At 66.5% G+C, this 14,141-nt stretch carries 15 protein-coding genes and 3 pseudogenes; 11 read left to right on the forward strand and 7 right to left on the reverse strand.

Features of this window, described 5'->3' with window-relative positions:
- The first annotated feature begins 133 nt into the window (after positions 1 to 133).
- The 5 genes and pseudogenes from rbfA to V3328_RS14705 all read left to right on the forward strand — a co-directional run bounded on the left by rbfA (position 134) and on the right by V3328_RS14705 (position 5,002).
- Positions 134 to 553: a 30S ribosome-binding factor RbfA gene (gene rbfA, locus V3328_RS14685; RefSeq protein ID WP_340330423.1), complete on the forward strand. Its 420-nt coding sequence runs from the start codon at positions 134 to 136 to the stop codon at positions 551 to 553.
- Positions 475 to 1,509: pseudogene (truB, locus tag V3328_RS14690) on the forward strand (tRNA pseudouridine(55) synthase TruB); the annotation flags it as partial. The gene rbfA and the pseudogene truB, both read left to right, overlap by 79 nt.
- A gap of 35 nt (positions 1,510 to 1,544) precedes the next feature.
- Positions 1,545 to 1,814 (forward strand): 30S ribosomal protein S15, encoded by a 270-nt coding sequence (gene rpsO / locus V3328_RS14695; protein WP_340330425.1) that lies wholly within the window; start codon positions 1,545 to 1,547, stop codon positions 1,812 to 1,814.
- A 150-nt stretch (positions 1,815 to 1,964) separates the two neighbouring features.
- Positions 1,965 to 4,106: a polyribonucleotide nucleotidyltransferase gene (pnp, locus tag V3328_RS14700; protein ID WP_340330426.1), complete on the forward strand. Its 2,142-nt coding sequence runs from the start codon at positions 1,965 to 1,967 to the stop codon at positions 4,104 to 4,106.
- 14 nt (positions 4,107 to 4,120) lie between these two features.
- On the forward strand, positions 4,121 to 5,002 hold the full coding sequence (locus V3328_RS14705) for an aminoglycoside adenylyltransferase domain-containing protein (RefSeq protein ID WP_340330427.1): 882 nt from the start codon (positions 4,121 to 4,123) through the stop codon (positions 5,000 to 5,002).
- Positions 5,003 to 5,071: 69 nt separating this feature from the next.
- On the opposite strand, the gene fabI is transcribed toward V3328_RS14705, so the two are convergent.
- The 3 genes from fabI to fabA all read right to left on the reverse strand — a co-directional run bounded on the left by fabI (position 5,072) and on the right by fabA (position 7,772).
- Positions 5,072 to 5,911, reverse strand: coding sequence for an enoyl-ACP reductase FabI (gene fabI / locus V3328_RS14710; protein ID WP_340330428.1), 840 nt, complete (start codon positions 5,909 to 5,911; stop codon positions 5,072 to 5,074).
- 46 nt (positions 5,912 to 5,957) lie between these two features.
- On the reverse strand, positions 5,958 to 7,178 hold the full coding sequence (gene fabB, locus V3328_RS14715) for a beta-ketoacyl-ACP synthase I (protein WP_340330429.1): 1,221 nt from the start codon (positions 7,176 to 7,178) through the stop codon (positions 5,958 to 5,960).
- A gap of 66 nt (positions 7,179 to 7,244) precedes the next feature.
- On the reverse strand, positions 7,245 to 7,772 hold the full coding sequence (fabA, locus tag V3328_RS14720; protein ID WP_340330430.1) for a 3-hydroxyacyl-[acyl-carrier-protein] dehydratase FabA: 528 nt from the start codon (positions 7,770 to 7,772) through the stop codon (positions 7,245 to 7,247).
- A 251-nt stretch (positions 7,773 to 8,023) separates the two neighbouring features.
- Between fabA and irrA the strand changes: the two genes are divergently transcribed.
- Positions 8,024 to 8,482, forward strand: coding sequence for an iron response transcriptional regulator IrrA (irrA, locus tag V3328_RS14725; protein ID WP_340330431.1), 459 nt, complete (start codon positions 8,024 to 8,026; stop codon positions 8,480 to 8,482).
- A 37-nt stretch (positions 8,483 to 8,519) separates the two neighbouring features.
- On the opposite strand, the gene V3328_RS14730 is transcribed toward irrA, so the two are convergent.
- Entirely contained in the window at positions 8,520 to 9,071 is a 552-nt protein-coding gene (locus V3328_RS14730; RefSeq protein WP_340330432.1) for an SH3 domain-containing protein, read from the reverse strand.
- Between the two features lie 300 nt (positions 9,072 to 9,371).
- On the opposite strand from V3328_RS14730, the gene V3328_RS14735 reads away from it, so the two are divergent.
- Positions 9,372 to 10,358 (forward strand): 2-hydroxyacid dehydrogenase, encoded by a 987-nt coding sequence (locus tag V3328_RS14735; protein WP_340330433.1) that lies wholly within the window; start codon positions 9,372 to 9,374, stop codon positions 10,356 to 10,358.
- Positions 10,359 to 10,372: 14 nt separating this feature from the next.
- Positions 10,373 to 10,757 (forward strand): annotated as a pseudogene (locus tag V3328_RS26590) (VOC family protein).
- A gap of 29 nt (positions 10,758 to 10,786) precedes the next feature.
- Here the strand turns inward: V3328_RS26590 and V3328_RS14740 are convergent.
- Positions 10,787 to 11,422, reverse strand: coding sequence for a glutathione binding-like protein (locus tag V3328_RS14740; protein ID WP_340330434.1), 636 nt, complete (start codon positions 11,420 to 11,422; stop codon positions 10,787 to 10,789).
- 71 nt (positions 11,423 to 11,493) lie between these two features.
- Between V3328_RS14740 and V3328_RS14745 the strand changes: the two genes are divergently transcribed.
- The 3 genes from V3328_RS14745 (at position 11,494) to V3328_RS14755 (ending at position 12,992) form a co-directional block, all read left to right on the forward strand.
- The gene (locus V3328_RS14745) at positions 11,494 to 12,129 is read left to right on the forward strand and encodes a TetR/AcrR family transcriptional regulator (RefSeq protein WP_340330435.1); all 636 of its coding nucleotides are present in this window, start codon (positions 11,494 to 11,496) and stop codon (positions 12,127 to 12,129) included.
- Between the two features lie 127 nt (positions 12,130 to 12,256).
- Positions 12,257 to 12,559, forward strand: a complete 303-nt coding sequence (locus tag V3328_RS14750) for a TM2 domain-containing protein (RefSeq protein ID WP_340330436.1) — start codon at positions 12,257 to 12,259, stop codon at positions 12,557 to 12,559.
- A 148-nt stretch (positions 12,560 to 12,707) separates the two neighbouring features.
- Positions 12,708 to 12,992 (forward strand): YMGG-like glycine zipper-containing protein, encoded by a 285-nt coding sequence (locus V3328_RS14755; RefSeq protein WP_340330437.1) that lies wholly within the window; start codon positions 12,708 to 12,710, stop codon positions 12,990 to 12,992.
- Positions 12,993 to 13,092: 100 nt separating this feature from the next.
- Here V3328_RS14755 and V3328_RS14760 read toward each other — a convergent pair whose 3' ends face one another.
- Together V3328_RS14760 and V3328_RS14765 are read right to left on the reverse strand one after the other, a co-directional pair.
- The gene (locus tag V3328_RS14760) at positions 13,093 to 13,830 is read right to left on the reverse strand and encodes a molybdopterin-synthase adenylyltransferase MoeB (RefSeq protein WP_340330438.1); all 738 of its coding nucleotides are present in this window, start codon (positions 13,828 to 13,830) and stop codon (positions 13,093 to 13,095) included.
- A gap of 75 nt (positions 13,831 to 13,905) precedes the next feature.
- Positions 13,906 to 14,141 (reverse strand): annotated as a pseudogene (locus V3328_RS14765) (hypothetical protein); the annotation flags it as partial.

Consider the following 14,141-nt stretch of genomic DNA (forward strand, 5'->3'; position numbering starts at 1 on the left):
GTGCCCTGAAGCACATAGTCCGGTCAGCCGCGGTCCGACTCCGCGGCTCGCCGACAGGGATTTGCGTAATGATCTTCGAGATGTGCCGGCCGTCCGGGCCGGCTTCCGCGCCGTTCGGCGCCTTCCCTGCGCCATGACGCGCCGCGGTTCCAACGTTGCCGGCAAGCCGCCGTCCCAGCGCCAGCTCAGGGTCGGCGAGATGCTGCGTCACGCGCTGGCGGAAATCCTGCAGCGCGGCGACATCGCCGATCCGGTGCTGGAGGTAGCCGTGGTGACGGTGCCGGAGGTCAGGGCGACGCCGGACCTGCGCCATGCCACTGCCTTCGTCATGCCGCTGGGCGGACAGCACGTGGATGAAGTGATCGCCGCGCTGAACCGCAACCGCAAGTTCATCCGCGGCGAGCTCGCCCACAAGGTCACGCTCAAATACATGCCGGACCTGACCTTCGAGATCGACCGCTCGTTCGATGAAGGCGACCGCATCGACCAGCTGTTGCGGAGCCCCGAGGTCGCTCGCGATCTCGGCCCCGAAGACGGCGGGGACGGCGACTGATGGGCCGCCGGCGCCGCGAATCCCGGGTGCATGGCTGGCTGATCCTCGACAAGCCGGTCGGCCGCACCTCGACCCAGGCCGTCGGCCGCCTCAAGCGCCTGTTCGGGACCCACAAGGCGGGCCACGCCGGAACGCTCGATCCGCTTGCCTCCGGCTGTCTGCCGGTCGCCTTCGGTGAAGCAACCAAGACGGTGCCGTTCGTGGTCGACGGACTGAAGGTGTACCGGTTCACGGTTCGCTGGGGGGTCGAGACCGACACCGACGATTCCGAGGGGCGGACCCTCGCAACCTCGCCAAACCGACCGACGGATTCGGAGATCGACGCCGTCCTGCCGGAGTTCCTCGGCGACATCGAGCAGGTGCCGCCCCGGTTCTCGGCCATCAAGATCGCCGGCGAGCGCGCCTACGACCTCGCCCGCGAAGGCGCCGAGGTGGAGCTGCAGTCGCGGCTGGTCGAGATCCTCGCCTTCGAGCGCACCGGCCCGAGCCGCACCGATGACGAGGGAAACCTCGAGACCGAGTTCGAATGCGAGTGCGGCAAGGGCACCTATGTCCGCGCGCTTGCCCGCGACCTCGGCCGCACCCTGGGCAGCCTCGGGCATGTGGTGGCGCTGAGGCGCCTCGCCGTCGGCCCGTTCGGCGAAGAGGACATGATTCCTCTGGATAAACTTGAGGAGGTGTGCAATAGAGCCTCCGATCAGGGCGATCCGGCTCCGGAGGCCCTGGACGTTTTCCTACGACCGGTCGAGACCGCGCTGGACGACATCCCGGCGCTGGCCGTCAACCGGTCGGACGCAACCCGGCTCATCAATGGACAGCCGGTGTTGCTGCGCGGGCGGGATGCACCCGTGCTGAACGGTCTGGTCTACGCGACGACGCAAGGAAAGCTTGTCGCCCTCGCCGAGGCGGACCGTGGCGAGTTGCACCCCAGGCGCATCTTCAACCTGCCCGGATAGGAAACCGGGCACAACAGTTCGGAGACGATGTCGCAATGTCGATTACAGCAGACCGCAAGCAGGAACTGATCAAGGAATATGCCAAGGGCTCGTCGGATACCGGCTCGCCCGAGGTTCAGGTGGCGATCCTCACCGAGCGCATCGTCAACCTGACCGAGCATTTCAAGACGCACAAGAAGGACAACCATTCCCGGCGCGGGCTTCTCAAGCTCGTCAGCCAGCGCCGCCGGCTCCTCGACTACGTGAAGTCGAAGGACGAGGCGCGCTACCGGGATCTCATCGGCCGTCTCGGCATCCGCCGCTGACGGTCCAAACAGGCGGCGGACGATCCGCCGCCTTCCACCCCGGGGGCCTGGTGGCCATGGGGAGGATAGCCGGACGCTTTCTCCAGGAAGCCTCTCGCCATCTTGCCCATGGCTCGCCTGTTGGCCCCGCGAAGCCATGAGGCAAGACGTATGTTTGATATCCATCGCGAAGAGATCGAATGGGGCGGCCGCACCCTGGTCCTGGAGACGGGCAAGATCGCCCGCCAGGCCGACGGCGCGGTGCTCGCCACATACGGCGACACCACGGTTCTGGCAGCCGTGGTCGCCGCCAAGGAACCCAAGCCCGGCATCGATTTCCTGCCGCTGACCGTCCACTACCAGGAAAAGTACTACGCCGCCGGCAAGATCCCTGGCGGCTACTTCAAGCGTGAAGGGCGCCCGACGGAAAAGGAGACGCTGGTCTCCCGTCTGATCGATCGCCCGATCCGCCCGCTGTTCGTGTCGGGCTTCCGCTGTGACACGCAGGTGATCGCGACCGTGCTGTCGCACGATCTCGAGAACGATCCCGACGTTGTCGCCATGGTCGCCTCCTCGGCCGCCCTGACGCTGTCGGGCGCACCGTTCATGGGACCGATCGGCGCCGCCCGCGTCGGTTACATTGACGGCGAGTACGTCCTCAATCCGATGCTCGACCAGCTCGAGCAGTCGTCGCTCGACCTCGTCGTCGCCGGCACCGGCGATGCCGTGCTGATGGTCGAATCGGAGGCGCAGGAGCTTCCGGAGGACGTCATGCTCGGTGCCGTCATGCACGGCCACAAGGGCTTCCAGCCGGTCATCGACGCGATTATCCGGCTCGCCGAGCGCGCCGCCAAGGAGCCGCGCGACATCGCGGTCGCCGACAACTCCGAGATCGAGGCGAAGGTTTCCGAGATCGGCGCCAAGGGGCTTGCCGACGCCTACAAGATCGCCGCCAAGACGGAGCGTCAGGACGCCGTCGCCGCGGTCAAGGAACAGGTCATGGCAGCGCTTGCGCCGGCGGACGCCGCCGAAGGCGGCAATGGCGAGGTCTACGACAAGCAGAAGGTTGCCGACGCCTTCAAGAAGCTCGAGAAGAAGATCGTCCGCGGCTCGATCATCGAGACCGGCCACCGCATCGACGGCCGCGACCTGAAGACCGTCCGCCCGATCCTGGCGGAAGTCGGCATCCTGCCGCGCGCCCACGGCTCCGCCCTGTTCACCCGCGGCGAGACCCAGGCGCTGGTCGTGGCGACGCTGGGCACCGGCGAGGACGAGCAGTTCATCGATGCCCTGTCCGGCACCTACAAGGAGCGTTTCCTGCTCCACTACAACTTCCCGCCCTACTCGGTCGGCGAGACCGGGCGTATGGGTGGCGCCGGACGGCGCGAGATCGGCCACGGCAAGCTCGCATGGCGGGCGATCCACCCGATGCTTCCCGAGCCCACCGAGTTCCCCTACACGCTGCGCGCGGTGTCCGAGATCACCGAGTCGAACGGCTCGTCTTCGATGGCCACCGTCTGCGGCACCTCGCTGGCGCTGATGGATGCCGGCGTGCCGCTGAAGCGGCCGGTGGCGGGCATCGCCATGGGTCTGATCCTCGAGGAAGACGGCAAGTACGCGGTGCTCTCCGACATCCTCGGCGACGAGGATCACCTCGGCGACATGGACTTTAAGGTGGCCGGCACCGACCAGGGCATCACCTCGCTGCAGATGGACATCAAGATCGCCGGCATCACCGAGGAGATCATGCAGATCGCCCTCGAGCAGGCGCAGGGCGGCCGGATGCACATTCTCGGCGAGATGTCGAAGGCGCTGAACACGGCCCGTCCGGAACTCGGCGAGCACGCGCCGCGCATCGAGGTCATCACCATCCCCGTCGACAAGATCCGCGAAGTGATCGGGTCGGGCGGCAAGGTGATCCGCGAGATCGTCGAGAAGACCGGCGCCAAGATCAACGTCGAGGACGACGGCACCATCAAGGTCGCCTCCGCCGACGGCAAGGCGATCAAGGCGGCGCTCGACTGGATCAAGTCGATCGTCGCCGAACCCGAGGTCGGCGCGATCTACCGCGGCAAAGTCGTGAAGGTCGTCGACTTCGGCGCCTTCGTGAACTTCTTCGGCCCGCGCGACGGCCTCGTCCACATCTCGCAGCTGTCCAAGGGCCGCCCCGAGAAGGTGACCGACGTGGTCAAGGAAGGCGACGAGGTCTACGTCAAGCTCGTCGGCCTCGACGACCGCGGCAAGGTCCGCCTGTCGATGAAGGTCGTCGACCAGGAGACCGGCGAAGAGGACGACGCGGGCCAGGCGGCCTGATCGACCTCGGATTGATGTGCGAAGCGGCTCCGTGGGAAACCACGGAGCCGTTTTGCGTTGAGGGCAGCCGCCGACAGTCTCGTCTGGTTGCCGGACGGTGGGAGGAGGAATTGCCAGGACGGCCGAGTAAACCGCCCGAACAGATCAGAGCCGCGGCGGACGCGATTCGTGGCATCTTCCAGGACTCGCTTGCGGCCCTGTACCTGCACGGATCGGCGGTTTCGGCCAGAGGCCTTGGACCGCAGAGCGATATCGACCTTCTGGCGGTCATCGACTGTGCCATGACCGACGTGCAGCGCCGCGGACTCGTGTCGGCCCTCCTCGGGATTTCGGGACGTCATCCCGCAGCGCCTGACGGCCCGCGCAGCATTGAAGTCATTGTCTTCCTGAAGTCTGAACTGCACGCCAACATCCCGACGGCGCACAGCGAGTTCACCTATGGCGAATGGCTGCGAAAGGCGCTCGAAGGCGGCGAGCTGCCGATGCCAAATGTCGATCCCGAATACACATTGGTGCTGGCCCAGGCGCGACGCCGGGCCCGACCGCTATTCGGACCCCCGGCCGCGGAGCTTCTGCCCGATTGTGCGCTGGAGCACGTCATGCACGCCATGCGCGACGCCCTCCCGGCCCTGCTCGATGGACTGTTCGGCGATGAGCGAAATGTCCTGCTGACGCTCGCCCGGATGTGGCAGACCGCGGCGACCGGCGCTATCGTTTCGAAGGATGCCGCAGCAACGTGGGCGGCGCCGCAGATGCCGGACGAGGAAGCCGCGATGCTGACCTATGCTCGGGAGGCCTATCTCGGCCACCTCGAGGACGAATGGAAAGGCCGGCGGTCTGCAGTGCGGCGGACAGCGGCATTCCTGCGCCAGCGCGTCATCGAACTGGTTCAGTGACAGCCGGCGCGGATCTTGTATTTGCCGACTCGAATAGCTGCTCGGCAAAATGCCGTAGCAGGCGCTCTGCTACTCCGCCGCCTTCAGGCTGTCCGCCTCGCCGTTGCCCGCCTCGTCCCTGATCGTCTCCGGTCTCGGCATCGAGATGACGTGGTAGCCGGAATCGACGAAGTGCACTTCGCCGGTAACGCCGGAGGAGAGCGGCGAGAGCAGGTACACGGCGGAACCGCCGACATCGGCGATCGTGGTGGCGCGGCGAAGCGGCGAATGCGCCTTGTGGAAATTGTACATGCGCCTGGCGTCGGTAATGCCCGAGCCGGCCAGGGTACGCACCGGACCTGCCGAGATGGCGTTGACTCGGATCCCCTGCGGACCGTAGTCGGCGGCAAGGTAACGGACGCTCGCCTCAAGTCCCGCCTTGGCGACGCCCATGACGTTGTAGTTGGGCATCACCCGGGTGGCGCCGGAATAGGTCAGTGTCAGCAGGCTTCCGCCCGCCGGCATCATCGCCGCCGCGCGCCGCGCGACCTCGGTGAACGAAAAGCACGAGATCACCATGGTGCGCACGAAATTGTCGCGAGTCGTGTCGGCGTAGCGGCCCTTCAGCTCCGACTTGTCGGAAAAGGCCACCGCATGGACCACGAAGTCGACCGATCCCCAGGCGTCGGCAAGCGACGCGAAGACTTCGTCGACGGTGGACGTGTCCTCGACGTCGCAGGGAAACACGAGGTTCGACCCCAGGGATTCGGCCAGCGGCTTGACCCGCCGCCCGAACGCCTCGCCTTGGTAGGTGAAGGCGAGTTCCGCGCCGTGGCTGGCGAGCGCCTGAGCGATGCCCCAGGCGATGGAGTGATCGTTCGCCACTCCCATGATCAGACCGCGCTTGCCGGCCATCATTGCTTCGCTCATTCGCCTTTCCTGCCTTTCAGGCGCGCCGGCCTGTTGGTCGGACGCCTCAACCGGCGCGGCCGAACACCAGACTCGCATTGGTCCCGCCGAAGCCGAAGCTGTTCGACAGGACGGTATTGATCTCGACGTCGTCGCGCCGCTCGCGGACGATCGGCATGTCGGCGAATGCCGGATCGATCTCCTCGATATTGGCCGATTCGCAGATGAAGCCGTTGTTCATCATCAGCAGTGAATAGATTGCCTCCTGGACGCCCGCGGCACCCTGCGAGTGCCCGGTCAGCGACTTGGTCGCGGAAATCGGCGGGCACTTGTCGCCCGCGCCGAAGACTGCCCGAATCGCCGATATCTCCGGTCCGTCGCCGACCGGCGTCGAGGTGGCGTGCGGATTGATGTAGTCGATCGGATCCTTGACGTTGGCCAGTGCCATGCGCATGCAGCGCTCGCCGCCCTCGCCCGACGGCGCCACCATGTCGTCGCCGTCGGAGGTGACGCCGTAGCCGAGGAGTTCTCCGTAGATGCGGGCGCCGCGCGCCTTGGCGTGCTCGAGTTCCTCCAGCACCAGGACGCCGGCACCGCCGGAAATCACGAACCCGTCGCGGTTGACGTCGTAGGCCCGCGATGCCTTCTCGGGCGTGTCGTTGAATCGCGACGACATCGCGCCCATCGCGTCGAACAGCACCGACAGCGTCCAGTGCAGGTCCTCGCAGCCGCCGGCGAACATCAGGTCCTGCTTGCCGTACTGGATCATTTCGGCGGCATTGCCGATGCAGTGCGACGACGTCGCGCAGGCCGATGAAATCGAATAGCTGACGCCCTTGATGCCGAACCACGTCGACAGCGTTGCCGAGGCCGTCGAGGACATCGCCTTGGGCACCGCGAACGGGCCGATGCGCTTGGGGCCGCGCTCCTCGGCGGTGCGTGCCGCCTCGACGATGGTCTGGGTCGAGGAGCCGCCGGAGCCCATGATCAGCCCGGTGCGCTCGTGGCTTATCTCGTTCTGCTCCAACCCCGCGTCGCGGATCGCCTGGTCCATTGCCACGTGGTTCCAGGCGGTGCCGCGGCCATGGAACCGCATCGCGCGCCGGTCGACGAGATCGGTGACGTCGATGTCGGGCGCGCCATGTACCTGGGAGCGGAAGCCGAGGCGTGCGTAGTCCTCCGCCTTGCCGATGCCGGATTTCGCCTCGCGCAGCGACGCCACCACTTCCTGGGTGGAATTGCCGATGCTCGACACGATACCCATGCCGGTGACTACAACGCGTCTCATGGCTGCCTCGCTAGAAGTCCGTCGCGGATCCGTTCAGGCTCGCAAGTAAGCACCGTGCCGGCTCCGTCAAGACGACGCGGCCTCCGATTCGGGAGTGAACAGCCCGACCCTGATGTCGAGTGCCTTGAAGACAAGTTCGCCGTCCGCCTTCACCCAGCCGTCGGCGATGCCGAGGGTCAGCTTGCGGCGGATCACCCGCTTGAGGTCGACACCGAACTCGACGACCTTCGCGGTCGGTACCACCATGCCGGAGAACTTGACCTCGCCGACAGACAGGGCCCGACCGCGCCCAGGCGCGCCGAGCCAGCCGAGAAAGAAGCCGACCATCTGCCACAGGGCATCCAGGCCGAGCGCGCCCGGCATCACCGGGTCGCCCTTGAAGTGGCAGGGAAAGAACCACAGGTCCGGCCGGATTTCGAGTTGCGCACGGACCTCGCCCTTGCCGTGCTCGCCGCCGTCCTCGGAGATCGCGGAGATGCGATCGAACATCAGCATCGGCGGCAGCGGCAGCTGCGCGTTCCCGGGGCCAAACAGCTCGCCGCGCCCGCAGGCGAGAAGGTCGTCATATTCGAAACTGGACTGGCGTTCGGACATTCGCCTCGCTCGTCGTGACCTGAGACCGAGTTTGTTGTGATGAGAAATGCCGGCCGCTGCACGGGTCGGTCTCCCGGGCGGCCCGCGGCTTAACTATCATAGCTTTCCGGGCCTCGAAAGACCGCCGGGCCGCTCAATCCGGCGTCCGGAACCGTTGGCGCGCGGCCCTCGGGGACGGCAGGCGGCGCTTGCCGAAGGACCGTCCACGCCGTATATTTGTTCCGTATGCAACGATTTGCCGGATTGCCTTGATGACGGACTACAGGTCTGACCGCGAAATCGGAATCGGGTCGCGCGGCCATCGGCCCGACGTCGCCGGGCGGCTGCGCGCCGCCGGACTGCGCCCGACCCGCCAGCGCCTGTCGCTTGGCGCGCTGCTGTTCGACGGCGAGGACCGCCATGTGACCGCCGAGATGCTGCACGAGCAGGCGATCCGGGCCTCGGTGCCGGTGTCCCTGGCCACCGTCTACAACACCCTGCATCAGTTCACCCATGCCGGCCTGTTGCGCGAAGTCGCAGTCGACGGGGCGAAGTCGTATTTCGATACCAATACCAGCGACCACCATCATTTCTACGTCGAGGACGAGAACCGTCTGATCGACATCGAAGGCGGCAGCATCACCGTCGGCGGGCTGCCGCGCGCACCGGAAGGCATGGACATCACCCATATCGACGTGGTCGTGCGGGTGCGGCGGTCGCGGCACCGCTGAGCGCACCAGGTGGCCCTGCCCGACGAGGCGGGCCGCGTCAGTTGACGATTTCCTTCGGATAGACGCCCCAGAGCTGGTCCTGCGGCATCCAGCCGTTCACGTCGCTGACGGTGACGCGGCACCATGAGCCGTCGCATTTCTCCAGGTTGACCAGAACGCCGGGCTCGAGCCGGGCGGCGACCCGCTCGTCCCTGTCGGGATTGCGGAACATGTCCAGCGTCTTTTCCTCCGACCAGGGTGCCACGAGCGCGGTGCGGCGACCCGACAGGAGCGAATGGAAGACCCAGCCTTCCGCCCCTTCGCTGTCTCGGATGCGGCGCCAGTTGTCGTACTCCGCGATGATCTCCACCGGCAACCCGGCCTTCGCAAAGATCCAGCTGACCCGGTGATCCTCGCCGGGGCCGGCGCGCACGTTGATCCGGTCCGACTTCAGGCTGACGAAGCGCGGCAGCGGCAGGCCGCTGGGGCCTGTCCTGACGGCCGGCGCGGACTGGCCGGCGGCATTGTCCGCCCACGGCGGCACCGCGGCTGCGACGAGCGCGGCGACGGCCGTCAGGATGAAACGTCTGCTCAGCGAAGTTCCGGTCATTTCAATCCCGACGCCATTCCGGCCTTCTTGCCGACACCGATTCATCGCCGATCGGTACGACCGGGACCCGCCTGGATTTCCGCATCGACCGGTCCCTGTCGGCCCTGTCGCGCGGGGCCCTGTCGCGCGCCGCCCCATCGCAGCGATCCGCTTTGTGTTTGCCGGGCCGTCTGCTAGAGAATGCCGCAACGCGGCCTGCTGCTGCTGGAACCCCTATCACCTTATGGTAAATGACGGGTGAACGGGGGCCGAATCGCGGCGCGCCGACTCGCTGGATGCAAATCATGGAGAAGGCCGCCGATGCCCAAGACGCGACCGCTCGTCATCGTCACGCGGAAACTGCCTGACGTCGTCGAGACGCGGATGCGGGAGCTGTTCGATACGCGCCTCAATCTCGACGACCGCGCCATGACCCAGGCGGAGCTGGTCGAAGCGGTCCGCGCCGCCGACGTGCTGGTCCCCACAGTCACCGACCGGATCGACGCGGCCGTACTCAGCCAGGCCGGGCCTCGCCTGAAGCTGATCGCCAACTACGGCAACGGCGTCGACAACATCGACGTCGAGACGGCCACCACCCGCGGCATCGCCGTCACCAACACGCCGGGCGTGCTGACCGAAGACACCGCCGACATGACGATGGCGCTGATCCTGGCGGTTCCGCGCCGGCTGTCGGAAGGCATCCACATCATGGAATCCGGCGACTGGTCCGGCTGGACGCCGACCTGGATGCTCGGCCATCGCATCAACGGCAAGCGCCTCGGCATCATAGGCATGGGCCGCATCGGCCAGGCGGTGGCGCGCCGCGCCAGCGCGTTCGGCATGCAGATCCACTATCACAACCGCCGCCGGGTGCCGGCGTCGGTCGAGGAGCAGCTGGAAGCGACCTACTGGGACAGCCTCGACCAGATGCTCGCCCGCATGGACGTCATCTCGGTCCATTGCCCGCACACGCCTGGAACCTATCACCTGCTGTCGGCCCGGCGCCTGAAGCTGCTGCGCCCGGAAGCCTACATCGTCAATACCGCGCGCGGCGAGGTGATCGACGAGAACGCGCTCGCCCGGATGCTGGAAGCAGGCGAGCTGGCCGGCGCGGGCCTCGACGTGTTCGAACACGAGCCGTCCGTCAATCCGAAGCTGGTCAGGTCCGACAAGGTGCTGCTGTTGCCGCACATGGGCTCGGCGACAATCGAGGGCCGGGTCGACATGGGCGAAAAGGTCATCATCAACATCAAGACCTTCGCCGACGGCCACCGCCCGCCGGACCGCGTGCTGCCGTCGATGCTGTAGGGACAGGACGGAGCGTGCTCGATCACGTCTCCATCACAGTCTCCAACATCGACCGGGCGGAGGCGTTCTACGATGCCGTATTCGCCGCGCTCGGCGTGGCGAAGGTGGCGCGGGAGCCGAACCGGATAGGATATGGGGATCGCGCCTCGCAGGACCGTCCGGATCTGACCTACCTGTCGATCCGCGTCGGGGAGGCACGTCGCGTGCAGGGCCGGCACTGGGCCTTCAAGGCAGCGAGCCGGGGCGCCGTGGACGCCTTTTATGCCGCCGGACTTGCCGCCGGCGGACGGGACGAGGGCGCCCCGACTCAGGGCCCATTATCACCCGGCCTACTACGCCGCGTTCCTGGCGGATCCCGACGGCAATCGCATAGAGGCGGTCTGCCACCTGCCGGACTGACGCCTCACCGGCAAATGTCCGCCCGCCGGTCAGGCCGCGCCCTTGCGGGCCTCATGGGCTTCGTAGAGCGCGTATTCCTCGGCGACCGCCGTCGCCACGGCCGGTCGGGCCCGCATGCGGTCGAAATAGTCCTTCAGCGCGGGCCATCGCCCCAGGTCTATTCCCACCGGCCGCGTCCATCCGAGCACCGTCGCAAGATAGGCGTCGGCCACGGTGAAGCGGTCGAGCAGGAACTCGCGACCGGTCAGATGGCGCTCGAGATAGTCGAACCGCTTTTCCAGAAGATCGCGGGCGAAGGCCTTCGCGCCGTCGTTGCTGGCCGGCGAGAACTGCGGGTAGAACAGCGCCTTGTGCAGTTCCGACGTGATGAAGTTGAGCCATCGCTGCAGCCGGTAGCGCGCAGGTCCCGATCTTGCGGCCAGGCGCCCTTCGGGATCGAGATCGGCGACATATTGCAGTATGGCGCTGGTTTCGGTCAGAAGCTCGCCGGAGTCGGTCCGCAGCGCGGGCACCTGTCCCATCGGGTTGACGCGATGGTAATCGGAACCGTCCTCGAGCTTGCCCTCCATCCGGTCGACGCAAACGAAGGTTGCCGTCTGTCCCGTTTCGTAGAGCGCGATTCGCGTGGCAAGGGAGCAGGCCATCGGCGCGAAATAGAGTTCCATCCGTCACCTCCGTCGGTTGATTTTTGTACCGTATCGCACGAAATTAGCTTGAGGCAAGGATTATATGCGAAATGGTACAAAAAAGATCCGCCAGACGTGGAAGGCCGCGCACCTACGATCCTGACCGGGCTCTGCGGGAGGCGCGCGACCTGTTCTGGTCAAGAGGATTTGCCGCCACCTCGCTGGACGATCTCAGCGCGGCGACGAGGATGAACAGGCCAAGCCTGTACGGTGCCTTCGGCGACAAGCGCGCGCTCTATCATGCGGCGATGGCGCACTACCGGCGTGACGTCGGCGCCGAGTTGACCCGCATCGTCGCCGAAGAGGCGCCTTTGCGGGAAACGCTGATGCGAATTTATCGGTACGTGCTCGACATCTATTTCCCCGAGGACGGCCAGCCGCGCGGCTGCTTCATCGTCTCCATCGGTGTCGCGGAGGCGCAGGACGACGCGGATGCCCGGAGGATTGCGGCAGGGGCCTTCGAGGCGTTCGACGGCCTGTTCGAGAAACGCTTCCGGGATGCGGTGAGGACCGGAGAACTGCCGGGCGGCACCGACTGTGCGACGCTGGCGGGAATTGCATCCTCGATCGTCCACTTCCTCTCGGTCCGTTCGCGCATCGGCGAGAGCCGGGACACCCTCTATGCCTTTGCGCAATCCGCGGTCGACATGATCCTCGCCACCGGTCAGGCGCGCGCCGGCAAATGAGCGGGAGCCGGGGACCTCGGGCGTCCTTGCCGATCTCGGCGATCCTTGCCAAAGCCGCTCGGTGCGCTCATATGCGTGACGAGCCGGGTCCGCTGTCGGACCCGGAGAACCCCGAAGCGGAGCCAGCATGTCGGATACGTCCCATTCTCAGCGCATCATGGAATACGACGCCCGGGCGAAGTCCACGTTGCTCGCTTACGTCCTCTGGTTCTTCCTGGGATTCCTTGGTGCCCACCGCATGTACTCCGACCGGGTGGTGTCGGGCCTGCTCCAGCTTCTCCTGCACGGCATCGGCTGGCTGACGACTCCGATCCTGATCGGTTGGGTGTTCGTCGCCCTGTGGGCGGTCTGGTGGTTGATTGACGCGCTCCTCATTCCCGGCTGGATCCGGGACTACAACCTGAAAGTCGTACGCTGGCTTTCGGGTTGACCCGTCGTGTTCGCGACGAGCCGGACGTTGCGAATCCGCGCGCGATATGCCCCGATAAGGACACTTTCGGGAACCAAACCCGATATGTTTCGTTTGTAATGGATTGCCCGGCACTGTTCGCGCGAACGCATCAAGGAGAATGCAGATTATGTGGAAGATCCCCGTCGTACTGGTTTCGCTGTCGCTCCTGACGGCCTGCAACACGCAGCAGCAGCAGGGAGCGCTCGCTGGTGGCGCGATCGGTGCGGGCACCGGCGCGGTCGTCGGCGCCATCGCCGGCGGTTCGGTTGAAGGCGCGCTGGTCGGCGCGGCCGTAGGCGGCGCGGCAGGCTCGATCATCGGCGCGGTCGCCAATCGTCCCGGCTATTGCTACGCCTATGACAATTACGGCAACCGCATCGTCGTCGAATGCCCGCCCGGTTGGCGGGGCTGATCGGCGCTGCGCGTCCGGTCTGATCGTCTGAAAAACCTGCGCACGGGCGCGTCGCATTCGGCGCGCCCGTCTTGCTGTGGACGCAGGGATGCAAGCCTGATCAGTAATTGATGGTCTCGACCCGCATCGACAGTCCGTCGAACAGCAGGAGCCGGCCGATCAGCGGGTCGCCGATGCCGGTGATCAGCTTGATCGCCTCCAGGGCCATCATCGATCCGATCACACCGGTCAGCGCGCCCAGGATGCCGGCCTCGGCGCAGGTTGGCAGGGTTCCGTCCGGCGGCGGTGCGGGAAACAGGTCGCGGTAGGACGGGTTGTCCTTGAGCCGGCCCTCTTCGGCATAGGGCTTCAGGGTGGTGACCGACCCGTCGAAGCGGCCGACCGCTGCACTCACCAGTGGCCGACGCCAGGCGGCGCAGGCATCCGCCACTGCGTAGCGCGTGGCGAAATTGTCCGATCCGTCCGCCACCACATCGAAACCGCAGACCAGTCCCGGCGCGTTGTCCTGGGTCAATCTGAGTGCGTATGGCTCGACGACGACGTTCGGGTTGATGCGCGAGATCGCGGCCATGGCGCTGTCGACCTTGGCCAGGCCGACAGCCCCTGTATCGTGGATCACCTGCCGCTGCAGGTTCGACAGCGACACCTCGTCGTCATCGACGATTCCCAGCGTACCGACGCCGGCGGCGGCGAGATACTGGAGGACCGGGGCGCCCAGGCCGCCGGCGCCGACGACCAGCACGCGGGCGCGCTTCAGGGCCTGCTGGCCCGGCCCGCCGACCTCGGCCAGGACGATGTGCCGCGCGTAGCGCTCGAGTTCCTCGTCGGTCAGTATCATCGGCGTACTCGCGACGTCCTTGCAGCGGCGGGGCGGTGATTCGGGCAGCGTTCCATCGATCGTTCCTGAAAATTCCTACCAATCCGGCAACGCTCCCGTGACGGCCAGATAGCGCTGGTCCGGTCCCTCGGCGAATTCGATCGCCTCGTCGATGTTCCGGTCGAGGCTGGCGAGCTCGCGGGTGAGTGCCTTGACGAGCCGGGCGATGGAGGTCTTCACCCTGGGCGGCGCGGCGTGCTCGCGCTGGCGCTCGGCGACGATCATGGCGACGATCTGCCGGCGCCGGCCGACGAGATCGGCCAGCAACCGGG

It is taken from the genome of Microbaculum marinum, assembly GCF_037855135.1.
GTDB classification, from domain to species: Bacteria; Pseudomonadota; Alphaproteobacteria; order Rhizobiales; family Tepidamorphaceae; genus Microbaculum; species Microbaculum marinum.

What these genes read in the sequence shown, in the direction of transcription:
- rbfA (WP_340330423.1), top strand. Translation starts at nt 134, where the DNA reads ATGACGCGCCGCGGTTCCAACGTTGCCGGCAAGCCGCCGTCCCAGCGC.
- rpsO (WP_340330425.1), top strand. Translation starts at nt 1,545, where the DNA reads ATGTCGATTACAGCAGACCGCAAGCAGGAACTGATCAAGGAATATGCC.
- pnp (WP_340330426.1), top strand. Translation starts at nt 1,965, where the DNA reads ATGTTTGATATCCATCGCGAAGAGATCGAATGGGGCGGCCGCACCCTG.
- V3328_RS14705 (WP_340330427.1), top strand. Translation starts at nt 4,121, where the DNA reads ATGTGCGAAGCGGCTCCGTGGGAAACCACGGAGCCGTTTTGCGTTGAG.
- fabI (WP_340330428.1), bottom strand. Translation starts at nt 5,911, where the DNA reads ATGAGCGAAGCAATGATGGCCGGCAAGCGCGGTCTGATCATGGGAGTG.
- fabB (WP_340330429.1), bottom strand. Translation starts at nt 7,178, where the DNA reads ATGAGACGCGTTGTAGTCACCGGCATGGGTATCGTGTCGAGCATCGGC.
- fabA (WP_340330430.1), bottom strand. Translation starts at nt 7,772, where the DNA reads ATGTCCGAACGCCAGTCCAGTTTCGAATATGACGACCTTCTCGCCTGC.
- irrA (WP_340330431.1), top strand. Translation starts at nt 8,024, where the DNA reads ATGACGGACTACAGGTCTGACCGCGAAATCGGAATCGGGTCGCGCGGC.
- V3328_RS14730 (WP_340330432.1), bottom strand. Translation starts at nt 9,071, where the DNA reads ATGACCGGAACTTCGCTGAGCAGACGTTTCATCCTGACGGCCGTCGCC.
- V3328_RS14735 (WP_340330433.1), top strand. Translation starts at nt 9,372, where the DNA reads ATGCCCAAGACGCGACCGCTCGTCATCGTCACGCGGAAACTGCCTGAC.
- V3328_RS14740 (WP_340330434.1), bottom strand. Translation starts at nt 11,422, where the DNA reads ATGGAACTCTATTTCGCGCCGATGGCCTGCTCCCTTGCCACGCGAATC.
- V3328_RS14745 (WP_340330435.1), top strand. Translation starts at nt 11,494, where the DNA reads ATGGTACAAAAAAGATCCGCCAGACGTGGAAGGCCGCGCACCTACGAT.
- V3328_RS14750 (WP_340330436.1), top strand. Translation starts at nt 12,257, where the DNA reads ATGTCGGATACGTCCCATTCTCAGCGCATCATGGAATACGACGCCCGG.
- V3328_RS14755 (WP_340330437.1), top strand. Translation starts at nt 12,708, where the DNA reads ATGTGGAAGATCCCCGTCGTACTGGTTTCGCTGTCGCTCCTGACGGCC.
- V3328_RS14760 (WP_340330438.1), bottom strand. Translation starts at nt 13,830, where the DNA reads ATGATACTGACCGACGAGGAACTCGAGCGCTACGCGCGGCACATCGTC.